Source organism: Acidocella sp., assembly GCF_013044125.1.
Taxonomy (GTDB): domain Bacteria; phylum Pseudomonadota; class Alphaproteobacteria; order Acetobacterales; family Acetobacteraceae; genus Acidocella.
Genome location: NZ_JABEVC010000063.1, coordinates 17,866 through 36,316 on the forward strand (window position 1 = coordinate 17,866; position 18,451 = coordinate 36,316).

Annotated in this window: 16 protein-coding genes; 4 read left to right on the plus strand and 12 right to left on the minus strand. The window is 57.8% G+C overall.

Annotation, left to right across the window (positions count from 1 at the left end; genetic code table 11):
- Positions 1–413 precede the first annotated feature (413 nt).
- Positions 414–944 (plus strand): hypothetical protein, encoded by a 531-nt coding sequence (locus HKL97_RS03635; RefSeq protein ID WP_291422741.1) that lies wholly within the window; start codon positions 414–416, stop codon positions 942–944.
- Between the two features lie 211 nt (positions 945–1,155).
- Positions 1,156–2,172, plus strand: coding sequence for a DUF2971 domain-containing protein (locus HKL97_RS03640; RefSeq protein ID WP_291422742.1), 1,017 nt, complete (start codon positions 1,156–1,158; stop codon positions 2,170–2,172).
- Positions 2,173–2,443: 271 nt separating this feature from the next.
- Here the strand turns inward: HKL97_RS03640 and HKL97_RS03645 are convergent, their stop codons facing one another.
- Positions 2,444–2,710 carry a WGR domain-containing protein gene (locus HKL97_RS03645; protein ID WP_291422743.1) on the minus strand — a complete coding sequence of 89 codons (267 nt, stop codon included), beginning with the start codon at positions 2,708–2,710 and terminating at the stop codon, positions 2,444–2,446.
- Positions 2,711–2,960: 250 nt separating this feature from the next.
- On the opposite strand from HKL97_RS03645, the gene HKL97_RS03650 reads away from it, so the two are divergent.
- The gene (locus HKL97_RS03650; protein ID WP_291422744.1) at positions 2,961–4,208 is read left to right on the plus strand and encodes a hypothetical protein; all 1,248 of its coding nucleotides are present in this window, start codon (positions 2,961–2,963) and stop codon (positions 4,206–4,208) included.
- A 313-nt stretch (positions 4,209–4,521) separates the two neighbouring features.
- Here the strand turns inward: HKL97_RS03650 and HKL97_RS03655 are convergent, their stop codons facing one another.
- Complete coding sequence (locus HKL97_RS03655) at positions 4,522–5,529, minus strand: toprim domain-containing protein (RefSeq protein WP_291422745.1); 1,008 nt, start codon at positions 5,527–5,529, stop codon at positions 4,522–4,524.
- 86 nt (positions 5,530–5,615) lie between these two features.
- A complete protein-coding gene (locus HKL97_RS03660) occupies positions 5,616–6,203 on the minus strand; it encodes a hypothetical protein (RefSeq protein ID WP_291422746.1) in 588 nt (195 codons plus the stop codon).
- 797 nt (positions 6,204–7,000) lie between these two features.
- On the opposite strand from HKL97_RS03660, the gene HKL97_RS03665 reads away from it, so the two are divergent.
- A complete protein-coding gene (locus tag HKL97_RS03665) occupies positions 7,001–7,543 on the plus strand; it encodes a hypothetical protein (protein WP_291422747.1) in 543 nt (180 codons plus the stop codon).
- Between the two features lie 14 nt (positions 7,544–7,557).
- Here the strand turns inward: HKL97_RS03665 and HKL97_RS03670 are convergent, their stop codons facing one another.
- The 9 genes from HKL97_RS03670 to HKL97_RS03710 all read right to left on the minus strand — a co-directional run bounded on the left by HKL97_RS03670 (position 7,558) and on the right by HKL97_RS03710 (position 17,901).
- Positions 7,558–7,932 carry a hypothetical protein gene (locus tag HKL97_RS03670; protein ID WP_291422748.1) on the minus strand — a complete coding sequence of 125 codons (375 nt, stop codon included), beginning with the start codon at positions 7,930–7,932 and terminating at the stop codon, positions 7,558–7,560.
- Positions 7,925–8,512 carry a hypothetical protein gene (locus tag HKL97_RS03675; RefSeq protein ID WP_291422749.1) on the minus strand — a complete coding sequence of 196 codons (588 nt, stop codon included), beginning with the start codon at positions 8,510–8,512 and terminating at the stop codon, positions 7,925–7,927. The genes HKL97_RS03670 and HKL97_RS03675 overlap by 8 nt, the downstream gene beginning before the upstream one ends.
- 44 nt (positions 8,513–8,556) lie before the next feature.
- Positions 8,557–8,805 (minus strand): hypothetical protein, encoded by a 249-nt coding sequence (locus HKL97_RS03680; RefSeq protein ID WP_291422750.1) that lies wholly within the window; start codon positions 8,803–8,805, stop codon positions 8,557–8,559.
- Entirely contained in the window at positions 8,802–9,146 is a 345-nt protein-coding gene (locus HKL97_RS03685; protein WP_291422751.1) for a hypothetical protein, read from the minus strand. Before HKL97_RS03685 ends, HKL97_RS03680 begins: the two co-directional genes overlap by 4 nt.
- A 97-nt stretch (positions 9,147–9,243) precedes the next feature.
- Positions 9,244–9,774: a hypothetical protein gene (locus HKL97_RS03690; protein ID WP_291422752.1), complete on the minus strand. Its 531-nt coding sequence runs from the start codon at positions 9,772–9,774 to the stop codon at positions 9,244–9,246.
- 60 nt (positions 9,775–9,834) lie between these two features.
- On the minus strand, positions 9,835–11,589 hold the full coding sequence (locus HKL97_RS03695) for a ParB N-terminal domain-containing protein (protein WP_291422753.1): 1,755 nt from the start codon (positions 11,587–11,589) through the stop codon (positions 9,835–9,837).
- 217 nt (positions 11,590–11,806) lie between these two features.
- On the minus strand, positions 11,807–12,106 hold the full coding sequence (locus HKL97_RS03700) for a hypothetical protein (RefSeq protein WP_291422754.1): 300 nt from the start codon (positions 12,104–12,106) through the stop codon (positions 11,807–11,809).
- Entirely contained in the window at positions 12,103–12,285 is a 183-nt protein-coding gene (locus HKL97_RS03705) for a hypothetical protein (RefSeq protein ID WP_291422755.1), read from the minus strand. Before HKL97_RS03705 ends, HKL97_RS03700 begins: the two co-directional genes overlap by 4 nt.
- A 456-nt stretch (positions 12,286–12,741) precedes the next feature.
- Positions 12,742–17,901 carry a helicase-related protein gene (locus tag HKL97_RS03710; protein ID WP_291422756.1) on the minus strand — a complete coding sequence of 1,720 codons (5,160 nt, stop codon included), beginning with the start codon at positions 17,899–17,901 and terminating at the stop codon, positions 12,742–12,744.
- Positions 17,902–18,451: the final 550 nt, after the last annotated feature.

Here is an 18,451-nt window from a genome sequence, read left to right on the forward strand (position 1 = left end):
CCGGCGCGATATGCCACGCTCAATGTTAGGGAGCGAACCGGCTTACGGAAGATGAAAGACGTGATATAAGGCTCGTGGGGCGGTACGCGCCGCTCTGGGGTGTGGAAACCTCTCATTACGCGGTTCGGTGTCGCCGTGAGGCACCGGAACTCCTGGACCAGTTGGTCGGGGAGCCTGTGACGCATGTCCAGGTTTCCTGCGAAACTAAAGGTCACAGGGCCGTCGTAATGCGGTTTTCCAACTCCCCGATCAGGGTCAGGATGTTGTCAGCGGGGGCGCACCGCAGACATTGCACGCATAGGAAGTGAGAATGACTGGCCGCGCCGCGCCAAAATTCAATAGTCTGCCGGGCGACGTTTACGGCGTTGGTAAAGGTCTCTCGTGCTTTGGTGGACCAGGGGAAGGGGCTAGGGATGAAGCTATGGCCTAAACGCAAACCCCGCTCGGAAGCCAAGACGCCCGCCGGTCCCAATCCAGGAGCGCCGTCGTTCAACGTCCGCGCGCCTACCTACCTCGTCGCGGGCAATCACCTTCGTTGTTGGACATGCAGTGGCAATGCCGCCGTCTATGCGCTCGTTGTTGCGCCCCCATTTGACCGCCGCGATGGCGCACGACAATGGGAGCCTGGCACCAGTCCCGCCGTCCTGGCGTATATTGAGAGTTTGCCGGAGCGGATCGCAGATCACCTCAAGCTGACCGCCCCACGGTATTTCCGCGACGCAAGCCAATGGCATCGCCGGCCCTACTGGATGAATCATTGCGAATACTGCGGCGCAAAGATCGGTGATGCCGAGACTATCGAATCTGCCATCGCGCCATTGAATACCGGGCGTTTTCAACCTGCCAACGTCAAATTATCTCACGTACCACAACCGTTCGAGGCATTAGCAACTCTTCACAATTGTTCCGATCCGGTCTCAGTTGAGGCGTGGAGGACAAAATAATCGGGTGGCCGTGAAACGGGGGAACCATTCGGGGGCCTTCGAGACCGTCCAGGCATACCCGCGTGCAGAAGGACGAGTATGACCCATTATCGTCATTTCCAGGACGCGCTGCGGGACCGTAAGCGGTCATTCGTTGAAAAGTAAAGAGGCTTGCTTGCCCCCCGGCGATCTGCCAGCCTTCCGATATTGATCGATCTTCGAGGTGTAAACTGTGGCGACTTCACCACCTAATGTGCCCGGCTCAGGGTACCTCAACGCCGAATGGTGGCCGATTCGCGTAGGCGAGGAAAATGCCAACGGCACGGCTGAGCTATCTCCATTGGTCAAACAATTCGTAAAAAAATACGTCTTGAGGTTTCCTGAAGAAAACAAGCTGTTCCATTACACTACCATCAGCGGTCTGTTTGGAATTATCGAGGCGAACGATATATACGTTAGCCACGTTCGGTACCTGAACGACATTTCTGAAGTCACGCACGGACAGGAGCTGGCCGCTAATGCGCTTCGAAAGATGGCCACTAAGCCGCGTTTTGGTGGGTTTTCCAAAATCCTAGAACACGCTGCAGGACTAATTTTAAAAAATGTTGTTAAAGATTATTTTGTGGCGTCGTTTTCGAGGGTGGGTAATGACCTTACTCAGTGGCGTTCATACGGAAAGGAGAGTGGTGTCTGTATCGAATTCGATCTCTCTGCTCCGCACAGTTTTGTGCATTTTCACGCTGGCAGTCTTGCCCGGGCGGTGTACAGATCGGGGGACAAATTGAGGCTTACCTTGTTTTGGGTTCAGAGATATCTTGCAGAATATAGGGCAGAACTGAATCGCTCTCATTCGTTGCCAGATTGGGCACATGAAGCATACGCAAAATCTCTTACAAGGAAACTTGAGTACGAATTTTCCAGATTCAAGCATGATTGCTTCAGTTCCGAACAGGAGATAAGGCTTATAATTTCCGGGGACGAACCTATTCACCGCCCCCGCCGCTATCGTACAAGCGGGCGTTTTATCATTCCATACTATCATGCTTCTGATACAACGCTACGAGAGGATGGTACCATATGCATTGATGGCACAGTCATCGAGTGTCCCAAGCTACCCGTAGCATCGGTGACGGTTGGCCCGATGCAAAACCAAAGTTTATGCGCTCAGAGTGTTCAGGAGTTTCTTGCAGCACGTGGATACAATCCAAATGTTGTACGAACGTCGGAATTGCCATATCAGTCGTATTGACAGGCGTCTTTAAATTTATCCCGCAATAACACCGCGCCACGGTATGGCGATGGGACGCAAGCGCACGGCGTCCGGTTCCGTGATCACTCCATCACCAGCTTGGTGACTGACTTGGGTCGATTTGGGATCGGCGGCTTTCCCGGTTCAAGTGCCGGAAAGCCTCCAAGCAGTTATCGTGCCGCCCGAAACCGGACCAACCGCTTTCCACCCAAAGCCGAAATTCAAACCGAGGCACTACCCAACAGCCCTTCGGTAAGCCGCATGACCGGCGTCATTCTTTCCTATCCCAATAACCGCGCCGCCGCTTGGTTCGCGCCAGCGTGGCGAGCGCGCCCAGCGCGGCGGCAACGGTTTCATGAGCATCAAGCCGCACCCGACCGGTCGTACCCAGCCGTCCCCAATGCCGTGCCAGTAGCGCACAGCCGAACAAATCGACATCAACCGCAAGCGCATAGAAACGCCGTTCATTTTTCTCAGGCCGGACGCGGATGAGAGAAACTGCGCCGATGGAGCCCTTGGTGGGAGGATGATCCGACAATTTGTTGCCTTCCGAACTGTGCCGCCAACCAGATTTGTACGCGCGGCCGACTCGGAGCAGGTGAGTCTTTTTTGGAATCCCGCTGATTCCGAAACCGCATGGCTGAGCTGGGGTTCCTATCCCTCTGGGCCCGGCTCAAAGTGAACGCCAATCATTCCCTGGAAATCGCGACCGGGCCTATTGGACCCGCGGTATCCCCGGTGACGACGTCGCGGTAATCTCCCCGGCATGGGGGCATAGGGCAGGAATCATGGCAACCGTTCGTAAGTGGGAATTCAAGTCAAAATTTCGGGCCAATGCCTATGGTTGGCGTGGCTCAAACCTCGCCGTCATCCGGCTTAAGGAAGCCGCCGCTGAGATCAAATCCGTGGCAAAGTCCGATCCTGTCCTAGCGGGTGACGGCGTCGTATCCCTGGCCGAGCGCATCTGGCCAAGTTTGCAGGGAATCGATAGCTCGTCCGGCGCCCTTGGGTCAGCGGTCTTTCGGACCCTGAACGAGCTGATTCCGATCCTTATCGCCGCACCCGCGGATCACGCCACCAGAGGCAAGTGGCTGGCGCGCTTATTCGAGGCGGTCCAGAACGACGGCGTCGACTATCTGGCGCCGATCGAAGAGCGCTGGGGCGAGATCGCGCAATATCCCGTTTTGATGGACGAATATGCAGACCTCATGCTCGCAATGGTGCGTCGTGCCTGGGCCGACCATCAGAATTTCTCGTATGTAACAGGCACTTCTATCTGCTTGTCCTGCCTGCTGGAACGTGGCCGTTACGACGAGCTTCAGGAATTGCTCGCCACCCACCGTGTAAAATTCTGGCCCTACCATCGTTTCGGCGCGGAGGCCCTGGTGCGTCAAGGCTTGTGGGAGGCCGCCATCGCTTTTGCCGAAGCCGCCCGCAGCAAGACAAATCCCGGCTACTACGAACTTTCCATCGATCGGTTTTGTGAGGCCCTGTTGATCGAACAAGGCCGCTCGGATGAGGCGTATCAAAGTTACGGGCTGCGGGCGGCAAACGGCACAACGAATCTCGCCATCTACCGCGCTCTGGTCCGTGCCTACCCCGCCCGCGACCGTCGCCGGATGCTGCTGGATCTGATCGACTCTCGTGGCGATAAAGGAAAATGGTTCGCCGCCGCGAAGGATGCCGGATTTTTCGACATCGCCATTGAGTGTGCTGCCGTCTACGGCGCAGATCCCTCGACATTGCTACGCGCGGCGCGGGATTTTGTTGGCAAGGAGGCAAAATTCGCCGCCACTGTCGCACTGCTGGCTCTATCCAGCTTGCTGAACGGCGGCGGGTATGACCCGAGGCCTGCGGAAGCGGCCGACGCAGTCAAATATCTTCTCGCCGCATCGCGCGAACTGACAGCGCTCGACTGGGCAGTCGGCGAACTCGGCAAGCTGGCGGCGCAGCCCTGTGCCGCTGGCCGGGAGCCGTTTCAGGCGGCCATGAGAACCGCGCTGGCGCAATGGCATCAAGATGAGAACAAAGCGTAGCGGCCACTGCGATGGCGCGCAGCGGTCGCGCTTTATCAGCCCAGCGATGGGTTTGTATTTCCTGATTTTTCCATTTCTTCCGTACTGACGGCACTCCGGCGGTGCTGGCTGTGAGGAGGGCCGGTGCAGCCGGCCGTCCTGCTGATCGTATTGTGGAGACTTTATGTGGCGCTGGTGAGATGAATTGTACGGTTGCGGCAGTGATCGTGACCCGGATGGGCTGAAACCCGCTTGGGGTTCAGTGGAGCCCGGCTTCTGGGCTGAATAGAGCGCGGCCGGCGATAGCCGGGCCGCCATTATGTTGGCGGAGACGTTAAATGGCTGCCGTTACCTTCTGTGCGAATAAGCGTTGAAGGGTTTGCCCGCCGTGGATCTGGCAATAGTCGTTCCAATCCGTGCCCTCGGAGGATGAATCGAAGTCGGGGAAAATCGTTATAGCATTGCTTGCGGCGGCGGCTTCTTCGGCTTTTACGATGCCGATATTCTGGAGCGGGATTTTTCTGCGAGGGAGATGGTGGTCATTGTCGCCGGCAATAAGCATCAGCCGAGACGGAAATTTTTCACGGAGGGCAAGCGTCACCGGCAGGAGGTTGCCGGAGTGGCAGGCGACCACAACCGGGAACTGGGTGGCTTCGTGGATACTGGCACCGGTGGCGTATCCCTCGACGATGATTAAAGGCTCGTCGGTGTCGAGCAGGCCGATGGGATGAAAGGTCGCTTTGGCAAGCGCGCCTCTCATATATGTTTTTTGGTTGCTCTGATTGGCAGCATCGAATGAAATTCGCTGACAATTCCAAATGGTGCCATCCACCGTTTGGAGCGGGAGCAAGAGGTCGCTGTTGTCAAACAAGAACAGGCCGTGAGCGCAGACGCCCTTCATGGCGAGGTATGGGTGAGAAGTCGCGGGCAGCGAATTAGCGATGAGAGATTGCGCCTCGATGGCCGCCTGTTTCTGGCGGTCTTCACGGACCTGCTCATCGCGGATTGCGCGGGCGCGGATTTCGCGGCTCGCTTGCTGGCGGTCGGTGGCGCTCAAGGGCGGGACGCATTCCGGCCGCCAGGTTGCCTCGTAATCTGTTTTCCAGTTTTTGATGTAGCCGACGGGCATCTTATCGAGGTGCAGCTTATAGGCTCCAGACTTGGCGCCGTGCCGGTCGCCAAGCACTGGCAGACGATGAAGATGCCCATCGAGTTGCAACGGTTGATTGACGAGTATGCCTGCGGCTTTTATGGCGCAGGTGAATTCGGCAATGATGTCGGAGACATTTGTTTTCATTCTGGATATGACAGGCATTTTATTCTCGCGAATGGCATCGTACATGATGCGCCGGGCTCCTTTCTTATATTGATTTTTTGGCGTGTTGTTAAGCCGAAAAAGGCCGGGCGTGAGCCCGGCCTTCAGGCGTCTTAGTCGAAGGCTTGCATCTCCGCCTCTGCGGCAAGGCGATCCACTTTCTTGTCGTTGGGGAGCGCGCGGGCGTACGGTTTCCATTCGCTGCCGGTGATTTTAGCGAACGCTTCCACCGCGCCTTCGGCGGCGGCAAGCAGCGCCATTGCCTGGAGACCGACCTGGGCGGCAAACTCCCGTGCGCGGGTAGCTTTGCTGTCAAAACCTGCAACCCCGTCTCGGTCTTCATCGCGGCTGTCGTTGGACAACCGCGTGGTCAGCTCGCGGGCGAGCGTGACTTTGGCGCTGTAGAAGTCACCAGCTCCGCAGGCGGAGGCAACAAAGGCTCCAACAATGCGCTGGAGGTGGATTTCCAGAGCCTGTTCGTTCATCGCGCTTTCAATGGCGGTTGAGGATGCGGTGATTGCTCCCTGGGTTGCGTCCTTAATCTCGTGAAAATCGAGGGGTTCCAGTGCGAAGCGGACTGCAAGGCGTTCAGCTTGATCCACGGTCGGGCAAAGGAGGCGTGCCCGTTCGATTGTGTAGGCCGGGCGGATAACCGCTTTGGCGGCCGGGGCGGTGGAGGATTTCTTCGCAGTGTTTGCCATAATCGTGGAACCTTTCAAATTCCGAGGTGTCGGCCCATGCCGGCATCGTTTCGGTGTGGGCGAAAAAAGCCGTGATCTTCTGGGCTGCCTGCCTGGAGTGGTTAGATGACCGGCACGTTGGCGGGTTGAATAGCGGGCGGTCCCTCTTGGGGGGCTGCGCGATATGCCACCTGCCTATGTGTAGGCCAGGGGCCGTCTTGGCGGCCCTTGGAGACTAACCACGCAACCGAAGGCACAACGCGCAGCGTTGTGGGTATGGTGGCTCAGAAGATTGCGGCTTAGACCACATAAACCGAAGCGATCCCGACATGAGCCATGACACAAGAGGTTGAAGTGGGTTGTACGTCTTTATGGCACTGCGAAGGCTAAATCCTTTTCAACCGCCCCGGCCGTCAAAGATTTCGTCAAGGTTGCGTTCGTCGGGTTGACTTGTTCGGCGGTGATTACCTGAGCGGCGTAGCCACTTCGTGCTTTCCGTCGTCACGAGATTGGATGAAACTGAGGGGGCAATCACTGAAACCTCCCTTTGCCGTCCGCGATGATCGTGGTGTGAAATCTTGCGTACCGTGTTGCTGGAGCCTTTGTTGCCTCTGCTTGTTGAGATGGTGAAAGGCGGCAACGTCAGCATCGCCAGCGCGACAATGTGTTGGCCGATGGCAGCCGTGGTGCAGATGAACGGGGTGTTTTGACGGCGCTCGCTGAGCGTAGGCAGTTTTCCGCTATAAAACGTTTCTTTTCAATGGCTTATGACTTGCGCGATGTGGTTCGGTTGGTTTAAGTTGCGATCATCAGGGAGCATGGAAATGTTGATCGACGGTATCTGGGTAGAGAATGCGGTTCGGTTTCCCGTGGAAAAGCGAAGCCATCCGAGCTTGGACGTGCTGGAGGAGGTCAGGCCGGACTATAAGGTCGTTGCTGCCGTTCTCGAAATGTTGGGCCGTGAGCCTTTGGAGTCCGATCTGAAGAACATGGCTGACGATGCAATGGCGGAGTTTCTTAAGAGCTTCGGTTTTTTGCAAAGCGCAGCAGAGCTAAAAGGTTTGATTTCTAATCTGCGCGAGAGCTTGATTACGGAAGCTATCGCGCTTTGTGGCGAGGCGAAGTTGCTCGCCGACGAAGCGTATAAGGCTGGTACCCTCGCTCGAACGGCAAAGCACGAAAAGAGCCGGAATATTGCCGGGCATCACGCGCGGGCCAATAAACTTCTAAATCAATCGGCTGAAGCGACCGTGGAGGCTTACCGATTCAGCGAGGAGGTTTTCGGCAAGTGCCGTGCCCTGGATTCTTATCTTCGGTCGTTCGGTGCGGTTTCAAGCGAATGGTTGATCGCGGCCGGTTAGCCCTCGGAGGGCGATCAATCTCTTTCGATGCGATGCTTTAATCGCATCCGCAAATCAGGCGGCACCCAGCGCACGATGAGGCGCGGGGTGTTTACCTGATCGGCGCATCGTTTGGCAGACCAAAACCAGTCCTGGGACCATTTTCGGCCTTGCCCGTAGCCGGGGACGTGGCGGTTGATGCGGTCGTGGATGCCACGGCGCATTTCTGCGCGGATTTGCGCGGCGGTCATGGGCGCCCAGGAGCCCGGCCCGTTGGGGTATATCTTGCCGGGATCGTCGAGCTTCACCTGTTTCCACGCGCGGAGGTATGACTCCATGGAGACGCGGCGGCCTTGGTATAACGTGACCGCATAGCCGCCTCTGTTCGTTCGGGGCGTGGCGTTAATCATGATCGCGATTCCAGAGGTGGGCGTATTCCATGCGGCGCGGGTACCAGTGGATAAACTGGTGGGGCGTGTTGCTGTCGTCGTCGGGCGGCATCGTATCCACCGTTATATCGGTGTAGTCGCGCGGCCCGATAGGTTCGCCTGATTTCGTACACGGCATCAAGTCAAAAATGTGGTGATATGAAGCGTTGTGCCATATCTTCCGGCACATCTGCCAGCACCAGAGACCTTGATGCTCATCGACATAATAGACGCGACAATAATCATCATCGGTTGAATGATATTTCAGGTGCATGGGCTTGGTCTTTGGCTTGGCCCCTGGCTGATTGCTGGGATGGTCGGCGTCGGCGGCATTGACCGCCCATCCGAAGAGCGAGCCCGCGAGCACCGCATTGGCGTGTGCTGTGGTGATGTTCCAAGACTCGTTGAACGAATCAACGTCAATGTTCGAGGAGGCGGGGAAGTACCCCTTTTCCCCCGCGACAATAAAAACCGGTTCTTGGGTTGAGGGATGCTTCGCGGCGCATATTTTTGGCAGTTTGGCGAGGTTTGCTCTAATGACCTCCCCGTTTGAGTTCGACATGATATGTTCCTTTTCTTATTACGTGCGAATTTGCAGAGAACCGCTTATGTAGCGGTTTTCTGTTTTTTTGCTTCGCGTTCGAGGCTGCGGGCAATCGTTTTGAATTTGGTCAGGCTGACCTCGCCGGGTTCGAAGAGGCCGCCGTCAGGTGTTGGAAGCACACCGCGATAGCCGCGCATGTTCCAATAAAGCCGCTGAACGCGCTTTCCGTTCAGCAGGACGTGATAATCGGGAATGGTCTGCAAGCAGTGGCGCTGCGTGCTTTCCTCGAAGGTGATCCTGAACGGGGTCATTGTTTAGTGCTGTCGATCGTTTTGACGAAGCGGTCCAGGCCGAGCGGATCGGTCTTGTCGTCGATCAGCCTATCAAAGCCGGGCGGCTTACGTTGGCCGCGGCTGACGGCGACGTGGATCGCGTAGGACTCATCGGGAATGGCTTCGCGCGCTTTCGCCGCAAAATGATCGACGATCTCCTTGAGGTCGCTCGCGCGTTTGATTTCCGCGAGCCTTCTGAATTTGCTCAACAGATCCAGGCCGGCAACATCGAATGTCATGGTGCGCGAGATGTAGGGCACACCGTTGTACTCATTGCGCTCGAAAACCGTGGGGGTCAGGCTAAGGTTGATTTGTGTCATTTGAAACTCCTCATTGTTGCAAAATTGCCGAAGCCACGGATGTGGGTGCGGATTCCGATGAAGTCGGAACCCACAAATGTGGGTTCGTAGTGGAATGCTATTTGTTACCGGGAGGTGGGCGGCTCGCTGTATTTGTTAGCCAGTCCCCGCGTGGCTCCACCTCCCGAATGGGCAAGAACGTCGGAGACTGCGCGGGCAGCCCGAGGCCATAAGTTCTTTCGAGTTTTTCAACGAAAGCCATGGCGATGGGCAGCGTTACGTCGCACACCATCTCTTCGTAAAGTAGAGCAGAGATACGGCGTTCGGGGGGTGCGCTCTTGTAGCGCCCGCCGATCCATATGGGTTCGTCGGGTTCGCCACCGACATCCCAATCGTAATAGTTGACGAACAGGAAACTCCCGTCGTTGAGATTTTTGCGCCAGGCCAAGCCGCCCCCGCCGGTGATTTCCGGTTGAAAACCAGCGGCGAGCATGGCGGAAAGTTCAGGCGCTTCGTTAATGCGGCGGTTCACCATCTGCCAAAACCGGCTGGTGGCTTCGTCGGCGTACCGGGTGTTCAAGCCGAAAAGGCTGGTTGTGTTGCTGCGTGCCATCGAGGGCTGGCGCGTCGTGTGGGCTGCGGACTCCATGATGAATTCCAATCTTGAAAGATGAAAAAGCCCGCCGGGTTAGGGGCGGGCTTTTGAGGATCAGGCGGCTACGGAATCTTGCCCCGCGTCGTCCGCGTCGGGCTCCGGGTCTTGGCCGGTGTGACCGATGCTGCGAAGAATTTCCGCATTATCGTCCCCCTCCCCTGCGACGCTTTCAATGGAATCATCCTCAGTTTGACCATAGATTTCGTAATGACGGGGTGCGTCGATGGCCTTTGCATCCTCCGGCGTTACGGTGAAGTTGGCGGCCGGGTGAACGTAGTGCTGCCCCGCCAATTCCTTCAGGATTGCGCCTCGCGTTTCCTTTCCGGTGTTGCGCGGCTGGATTTTATGCTGACGGCCGACATTTTCGATTTCGGCTTTCGACAAGCAGGAAAGGAACTCTTCGGTCGCCATGTTGGGCAGATGGCGGTCAGCGTTGATCGCCGTCGCTGCGACCAGGGCGAGAGGGCCGGTTTTTGCGCTGTAGGAATCGCGCAGATTCAGGCCGAACCGGAGGCAATCACGCGCGGCCTGCCGGAGCGTTTCAGGGTCGGCGGTCAAAGTACCGCCGGCGGCGATGGCGCGGGCGATGGCCGGGCGGCCTTTTGTCCGCAATTTCTCGTCGGAGGTGCCGGTTTTCACGTCAACGTTATTGCCACAGAAGGCCATCACCAGCAGCCCTATGAGGGTCAAGTCGTCGATGGCGTCGTTGGCGAGGCCCTCGTGCAAAGCGTCGGTACGCATGTCGCCGATCATCGCCATGCCCGCCTGGGTGATGGGTGCGCGAGATGGCGCCGGTTCGGCACTGGGCGCCGCAACGGCCGCGGCGGTCGCTGTGGCGCCCGCCGTTATGCCTGCTTTCCCGGCGGCGGGTTTGGCGGGCTTTACTTCGACCGGCATCCGGTAGGTGATGACTTCAATCTTCCCGGTACTTTCATTGATATAGGAGCCGGTCAGGTCGGACTTTTTCGCGCCGTGATAAATGCGCTCGGCCTTCTTATGGGGAAGCTGGGGCGTGCCTTGTTTGTCGACCGTCAGGATGATGCCCTTTTTCGGCAAAGTGTTGGCCATATGCTCGTACTGAGCACCCAGGAATTCCTCGGTCTGGGTCGTGTAGCGATTGTCCTGATCGCCCTGATCGAACAGATCTTCGAGCCAGACGATGCCGTGGGCCTTGGCCAGTTCGGGGTCAAATTTCGCATCGCGGGCGTAGTAGCGGCGATTGTCGAGCGCCTGGGCGATGGCATACCATTGGGCGTGTTCGCCGCGCTTCGGCTTGTGTTTTTTCCAAACCTCGGCCTGGTCCTCGATGCTGGCGGACGCGATGAGGCGCAGCTCGCGGGCGTTGGGCTCATCGTTCAGGGCCATCTGTTCCAGCATGGCCGGGTGCATCTTGCCGCACTGGCGTAGGCGCTGAATCGTGCGGGTAGGCAGGTTCAAGGCGGTCGCGATGGCGTCTTCGGTCCAATCGGCGCCGGTCAGGCTGACGATGGCCCGCCAGGTGTCCACAGTGTTGAGGCCCGTGCGGACGACATTTTCCGCGACGGACCGCATCGCGTTGGTACGCGTATCGCTGTCGGTGAAAAGGGCTTCGATTTCGGAGAAGCCGGCGCGGATGCAGGCTTGCACGCGGCGGTGTCCAGCGACGATGAAGAATTCACCTTCGCGTTCCTTGCAGAGTGGCAACTGGATGAGGCCGACAGCTTGAATGTTGGCAAGAAGCTGTTCTTCGTAGGCGGGCGCCGCGGGGCTTCTACGCGGGTTGAGAGGGTCTTCCTTCAACAGGCGTGGATCAACTTTTTTGAGTTCCATGGTAGTAATCCTTCGTTGGTTTGGGTAAAATGTTGACGACAACTGCAACCGTTGCAGGGCGGCGTAGAAACACCATTGCTGGCGAGCGGCCCTGCCCGGTGCTTGGGCCGGGCAGGGCTGCGTAGGCAGCGATGGAGCGGAGCGGTGGTTCTTAAGCGGTTCTGCGAGAGGGCTTTATTTTTGATTTTTCTCTCGTTGTTTTCCGTAATCGCGGGCTTTAACGCGCCTGTGTTTGGGAAAGCCGATAAGCGTTAGACCAAGCATCCTTGAGGGCTTGGTGCGACTGGCGGACATTGCCGCCAACATCCAATCGACTGTAGAGGCAGGTGAAATACTCTACGTTCATATCCGTCATGTGACCGATCGCTTGATGAGTTATGAATTCGCGCGCGCGGCTGCGGATATCCTCATCCTGGTCGTGCCATCCGTAGGGGCTTGGTGTCGTGTCGTGGGCTACCTCACGGCAGGCCAAGCCAAGCTCGTTCGTCCACATCACGCCGATTGGGTAGCGGGTCATAATGCGCGGGCATATAAAATGCACGCTGCATTCGCCTCGTCGCGCGAAGCGAATGGGCCGTGGCGATCTGACCATGTTTCATCCCAAAAATACCACCCGCAAAATTCAATGTCGGCTGTTTCCGGCTCGCCGAGTTGCTCCGGTAAAACAGAGTGTACGGGGTCGGTGTCGTAGTTCATTTTGTTCTCCATTCCTTCGTTCTATCTCCAACCGTTGCAGGGCTGTGTAGAAACACCATTGCTGGCGAGCGGTCCCTGCCCGGCACTTAGGCCGGGCCGGGTTGCGCAGTCAGCGATGGAGCGGAGCGGTGTTTCTAAAGCAGCCCTGCGAGGAAGTTTTCAATTTCCAATTTCTCTCGCTCCTTAATTTTATTGATGGCCTGTCAGATAGCCTGACTGTCCGCGCGTGAGCCGATGGTTCAATATTTCGGATGGACACATTTCCGGCGGGAAAAGCGTTGAAATGCTGGTTTTGTCAGCGGTAAATATCCATCCGCCCGTGCCGTGGGCGTGGCGGTATGCGCGGGCGTCCTTGAGGCTCTCGAATTCGAGATACTGTTTCATGAGATGAGCCTTTGTGATGGGGGTTGCGGTGCCCCGCATGTGTTCATGCAGCGCACCAGACAGGGGAGATTTTTAATCCACGTCGTCGTCATCAGCGTCGGGTGACGACATGTCTTCGAGGTCGTCGCCCATGTCGCGGCGGCGAGAAGAGTGGAAGATTTCCGCGAAGCGGATTTCCTCGTCGGTTGCGCCTGGCTCTGCTTCGGTCGAGGCCGCGAGAGAGGCTTCCAGCTCCTTGAGTTGGTCACGCTTGGCTTCCAGCTCGTCCTTCATATCGAACGGCTGGTCGAGACGCGGCGCAAAGTCTGCGATGCGGCGTTCCGCATCGCTTACGCGCTGTTTGGCCTCTTCAAGTTCTACTTCAAACCTGGTGAGGGTGTTCTCCAAACGAGCCACCACGCCGAGGGCGGTAAGCTCTTCAGGGAGCCCGATGCGCTCGTTATTGTTGGAGCGATAGATGATCGCTTCGGTCCCTTCGATCTTATAGAGGTTGTTGACGGTTACAGCTATTTTGAAGGTGAAGCCGCCGATTTCGCCAAAGATCGGCTTTTTGCTATCCCACCCGCCTTCGAGAATTAAGCGGATCAGGTTCGCGCCCGCTTGTTTGCGTTCGGTGTACGTCACACCGTTAACGCTCATCGCGAATTGGTCCGCAGCGGTTGGGATGCGCTTGGCCAGGTCGGCGGTAATGTGCTTGATCCGGCCGGCGTTGAACTCAATGCTGCTTTGCGCGGAATTGATGGTGCGGCGGATCGAAATTTGATTATCGCCGTGGGCGTCGCGGAGGCGTTCCAGGCGGGCTAATTCCGCCTGGATTCCGGCTTTTTGCATCAAGCGCTGGTCACCCGATGAGATGGCCTTTGCCATCGCAAACTGGTTAGATTGCGCGCCAACATCCTCCAGGCGGCGGACCGCACGGTCCCCGCTGAGCGACGCTTCGATGAAACGCTGCTTACGCTCGTTGTTCTGCCACATGGTGGCATCCATCGAGGTCAAGGTCGCGTAGGCGAAGATGCCGATTTCTTCGTTCTGGTTGCCCTGGCGCTCAATCCGGCCTTCGCGCTGCGAAATATCGGACGGCAACCAGGGCACGTCGAGGTGATGCAAGGCCGCGAGACGCTTTTGCACATTGACGCCGGTTCCCATCGTCAGGGTGGAGCCAATGATGAAACGCACTTGGCCCGCATTAAAGGCGGCAAAGAGGCGTTGCTTCTCGGACGTTTTCTTATAGTCCTGCATGAAAGCGATTTGGCTTTCAGGGACGCCGCGCGCCACGAGCTGGGACTTGATCCAACGATAGGCGGAGAAGCCGCGCTTCAGTTCCACGCCATTGGTACCAATGTCGGAAAAGATCAGTTGCCCAGCACCCGGCTGCTCGTAGGGCACGCCGGCAGAGGCGTAGTACAATTTGTCGGCGGTTGCCTGATAGATATTGAAGGCGTTTTCGATAAGCGCGTTCAATTTGCTTCCAGGCTCGTCGGGGAGCCGCGACGCGACGAGGCGGAGGTCCACCGCGGCATGGCGGCCATCGGTGATGACCGAGAGAAGAATATCGTCACCTTTTCCGGGCCGCCCGGTACGGTTTTCGATAGCCTTGATACGGCTATCGAGGTGGCGTTGATACGCCTTGAACGCGGCGGTTGGCTTCGCCGTTATCATTTGGCGCTTGCCGGTGGCGATGCGCGGCAGCTTGAGATTTTCGCGCAGATCGCTTTGCAGAACCACGTCGGCAAAGAAGCGGAAAATATCAACCAGCTCGGGCACATTCACAAATTCGCTGAAGCGTGTGACCGGCTTGTAAGAGCCGGAGGGCTGAAGTTCGAGTTCGGTACGGCTGTCGCCAAAGTTTCCGGCCCAGGCGTCAAAGTGCTGCACCCCTGCCCGCTCCAAAATGTCGGAGGCAAAGAACCGCTGGAGCGTATAGAGTTCGCCCATCGTATTGGTGATGGGCGTACCGCTTGCCATCACCAGGCTACGGCCTTGGTTGATGGTCTCGATGTAACGGGTTTTCACGAACAGATCCCAAGCGCGTTGTGAGCCGTTCGGGTCGATGCCCTTCAGAGTGCTTTGGTTGGTGGCAAATGCCAGCTTGCGGAATTCCTGAGCCTCATCGACGATGATTTGGTCAACGCCCATTTCGCTGATCGTCAGGAGGTCGTCTTTCCGGGTCTCCATGGACGATAGTTTCGCCTCAAAACCTTCCTTGAGCCGTTCAATTTTTTTGCGGCTTACCGCATCGTCAACTTCGTCCAGCATCGCCTCGAATTCTTCCATCTGGCTGCGCACCATTTCACGCTCAAATTCCGATGGTATGGAGATGAATTTGAACGCTGAGTGGGTGATGATGATGCAATCCCAATCGCCGAGGGCGGCACGCGCTATAAAACGCTGCCGCTTGTCTTTGGCGAAGTTCACTTCGTCGGCCACCATGATTTTCGCGGTCGGGTAGAGCAGCAGAAATTCGCGGCTGGCCTGAGCCAGGCAATGGCCTGGCACCACCATCATCGCCTTGGTGATGAGGCTCAGGCGTTTCTGTTCCATGACGGCGGCCGCCATGGAGAAGGTTTTCCCCGCACCTACAGCGTGTGCGATGTAGGTTGAGCCGGCGGAAATGACCCGCCAGATGACGCGCTTCTGGTGGGGATAGAAATTGATGACGGGGCTGGCGCCGGGCAATGTCAGGTGCGAGCCATCGAAGTGGCGCGGCACGAGATTATTCATCGTCTCGTTGTAGATCGTGCAAAGCAGCTCGGAACGATTGGCGTCGGTCCATATCCAATTCTGGAAGGCAAGCTTGATTGCCGCCAGCTTTTCCTTGGCGGCTTCGGTTGCTTCGGCGTTCAGGACGCGGCTCTCGCTGCCATCGTCATTCCTAAAAATGTCGAAGATTTGCGGGATGGACGAATTGAGCGCGTCGTGCATCAGTTCGCCCGCATGGCGGCGCTCGGTGCCCCATTCGGTATAGCATAGCGAGTTGGAAAAGCGGTGCTGTTCGAGGCTCCATGAGCCGATGAGCGGGACGTAGCGAACGCGGGTTTTCACGTCGAAAGTCGTGGCGCAGTATTGTTCGATAACCTCGGTGGGAATCCACGATGCGCCGAGGCGGGCGGTAATTTCGGAGGGTTTGAGGTCGGTCGGCTGTGCTTCTTTCAGGGCTTCGACATTATGCGCGAAGCGAGGATCGGTTTTCACGGCGGCGAGAGCGGCCTTCAACTTGGTGCGGACTGGCCCGGACAGGTAGTTGTCGGCGGTCTCCCATTCGTTGGTTTCCGGGTTGAGGAAGATCATGCCCCGCAATTCTATGCAGACATGCTCCAGGGTGCTGCCGAGGCTATCGACGATGTAGTCGAGGTCCACCTTGCCAGTGTCGTGCAACGACACGGTAAGGGCATCGGCGGCGGTGATGATCTGCGGGCAGGCGGGCGGCAGGATGACGCGCTGACTAAAGATCGGGCCATGTTTGGCTTGATTCCGCTCGGCGTCGTAGTCCTCGATGCTGGCGACCAGCCAAACATCGGGATCGTCGGCGAACGGCGCCAGGTTGGGGCGGCGCACCACTTCCTTGGTGCGCCCGGTCGCCTCGTCGGTGATGACGGTCACGTCGGTCTTGTTGATCGGCCCGAAATTGCGGAGGAACCGGCTATAGGCGCGGCGCAGTGCCACTTGGGCATCGGCGTAGGGGCGATTTGCTTCCTGATCGCGAAGGATCTGCCGCACCGCGTCGCGGATCGGAATCATGCACTCGATGATTTCCGCGGTGCGGAGCGAGATACCCTCACCCTTGGCTTTGCCCCGCTTGATGGCGATTTGGACGGGGCGGCCGTCAATGATCTGGTGGAGGCAGTGCTTGGTGATGAGATAGGAACCCTCACGCACCGTGCCATTTTGCGGAATACGAACGGCGGTTTCGCCGGCGCGGCGCATCGCGCTGCGGTCGGGCGTATGGATGCCGGTCGGCAGGGTATGCAGGGCCGCTTGGATTGCGGCTTTCAGCACCTCGCCGGTTTCACCCTTACAGGTATAGACCGGGCCATAAGGGCTGGAGGTGCGGTCGTGCGCGCCCAGAACCATCGCCGGATTGTTCGAAAAATACTGGTTGCAGTAGAAAGCCTCGCTGTCGACGGTCGCGGGCACGGCCTCGACCACGTTCATCCAGCTCGTTGCGTCGGCCGGTTCGCCATCGGGGCGGCGCTGAAAGAATAGCATATCCACCACCACATCGGTGCCGGCGTCCTGGCGCATGGAGGCGGCAGGGAGGCGGATCGCGCCGAGGAGATTGGCCTTATCGGCAATCGCCAGCCGGGCGGTTGGGTCGAGCTTATCCATCGTCCAGCGGCTCACGATAAAGGCCGCGAGTCCGCCGGGGCGAAGGTTAAAGATGGATTTGGTGATGAAATAGTCGTGCAAGCTGAGCTGGACGGCGGGTTTAACATCGTTGAAGCGGACCGTCCGGTCCGAGAACGGCGGATTGCCGATGGCCAGGTCATAGGTAGGGCTCAACTTGGTCTTGGTGAAATCGCCCTGCCGAATATCGCTTTCGGGATAGAGTTGTCCGGCGATGCGGGCCGTGATCGGGTCCGCTTCGATCCCGGTGAAATAGCTCTGGCTCGCGATTGCTTCCGGGCTTGCGGCGAAAAACAGGCCGGTGCCGCAACCGGGTTCGATGATGGAGCCGCCTTCAAAGCCGAACTGCTCCACGGTGTTCCACATGGCCGCGATGAGGTACTCGGGCGTATAGTGGGCATATTGCGTTGCCCGCATGAGGCCGGTTTTTTCTTCGGCGGTCACGAGTTCTTCGAGCTGCGTGGCCAAGCCCTCAAAACCCTTCTTAGGGGCTTCGCTGCCGCGCTTGAAGGCATTTTGTGCGAGGTCCGTGCTGCTGAAGGCGCAGAATTTGATCAGAGCGGCCTGTTCGTCCTTATTTGCGGCGCGGCTTTCGGTTTCGAGCTGGTGGAGCAGGCGAATAGCGGCGAGGTTATCCTGGCCACGGCCCTTCCAGTTGGGTGCGAGCTTCCGGTCGCCGTCGAGGCGGAAATTTGTGGTGACGGCCGCGGCCTTCTTGGCCGCAGGGATGGGATTATGAATGTCCGGCGTGGACTCACTTTCCTCTGCACTTTCTTTCATCGGTATGCGGATCAGGCCAACGGGCGCCAAGAGATCAGAACTTATCGCTGTGCTGCCAAAGAGGTCATAGGTGAATTGGGAGAGTTCATTGCGCATGGGATTTGTCATTTTTTCTACCTTTCATCTTCTCCCAGCGCGGTAATCGGGGGCGGAAAAGCAAAGGCGCGTTCGGCATCTTTGCCTAACGCGGGACCGACAAGCCACGCACAGCCGAAGGCGAGCATGGCGCGGACCCACCCTTTGCTTTTCCGCCGCCGATTACTGCAAGCCATTTTAATTTCATTTTTTCATTCAATTTCCTCCTGTAATCGGAACACAAAAAAGGCCGTGACCGAGTGAGGCGGCCCTATCGGGATTGCGTCAGAGCGAGCTGTCTTTTTGCGGCAGTGATCGTCACCCGGATGGGCTGAAACCCGTGAGGGGTTCGGTGGAGCCCGTTTTGTGGGCGGAATAGAGCGCGGCCGGCGATAGCCGGGCCGCCATCAATGGCTGAGTGTTATGAGAAAATAAGCGGCTCCACGCTTAGAGGGCCTCCCGCCAGACTAAAAACCCCGCCGGCGAGACCGGCGGGGTTTTCTACGGTCCTGGCAAGGAACAGCAAAAAGCCCCGGCGATGCCGGGGCGTTCTTGGGAGGGGGGTGGTTAGGCCGCCTTGGGG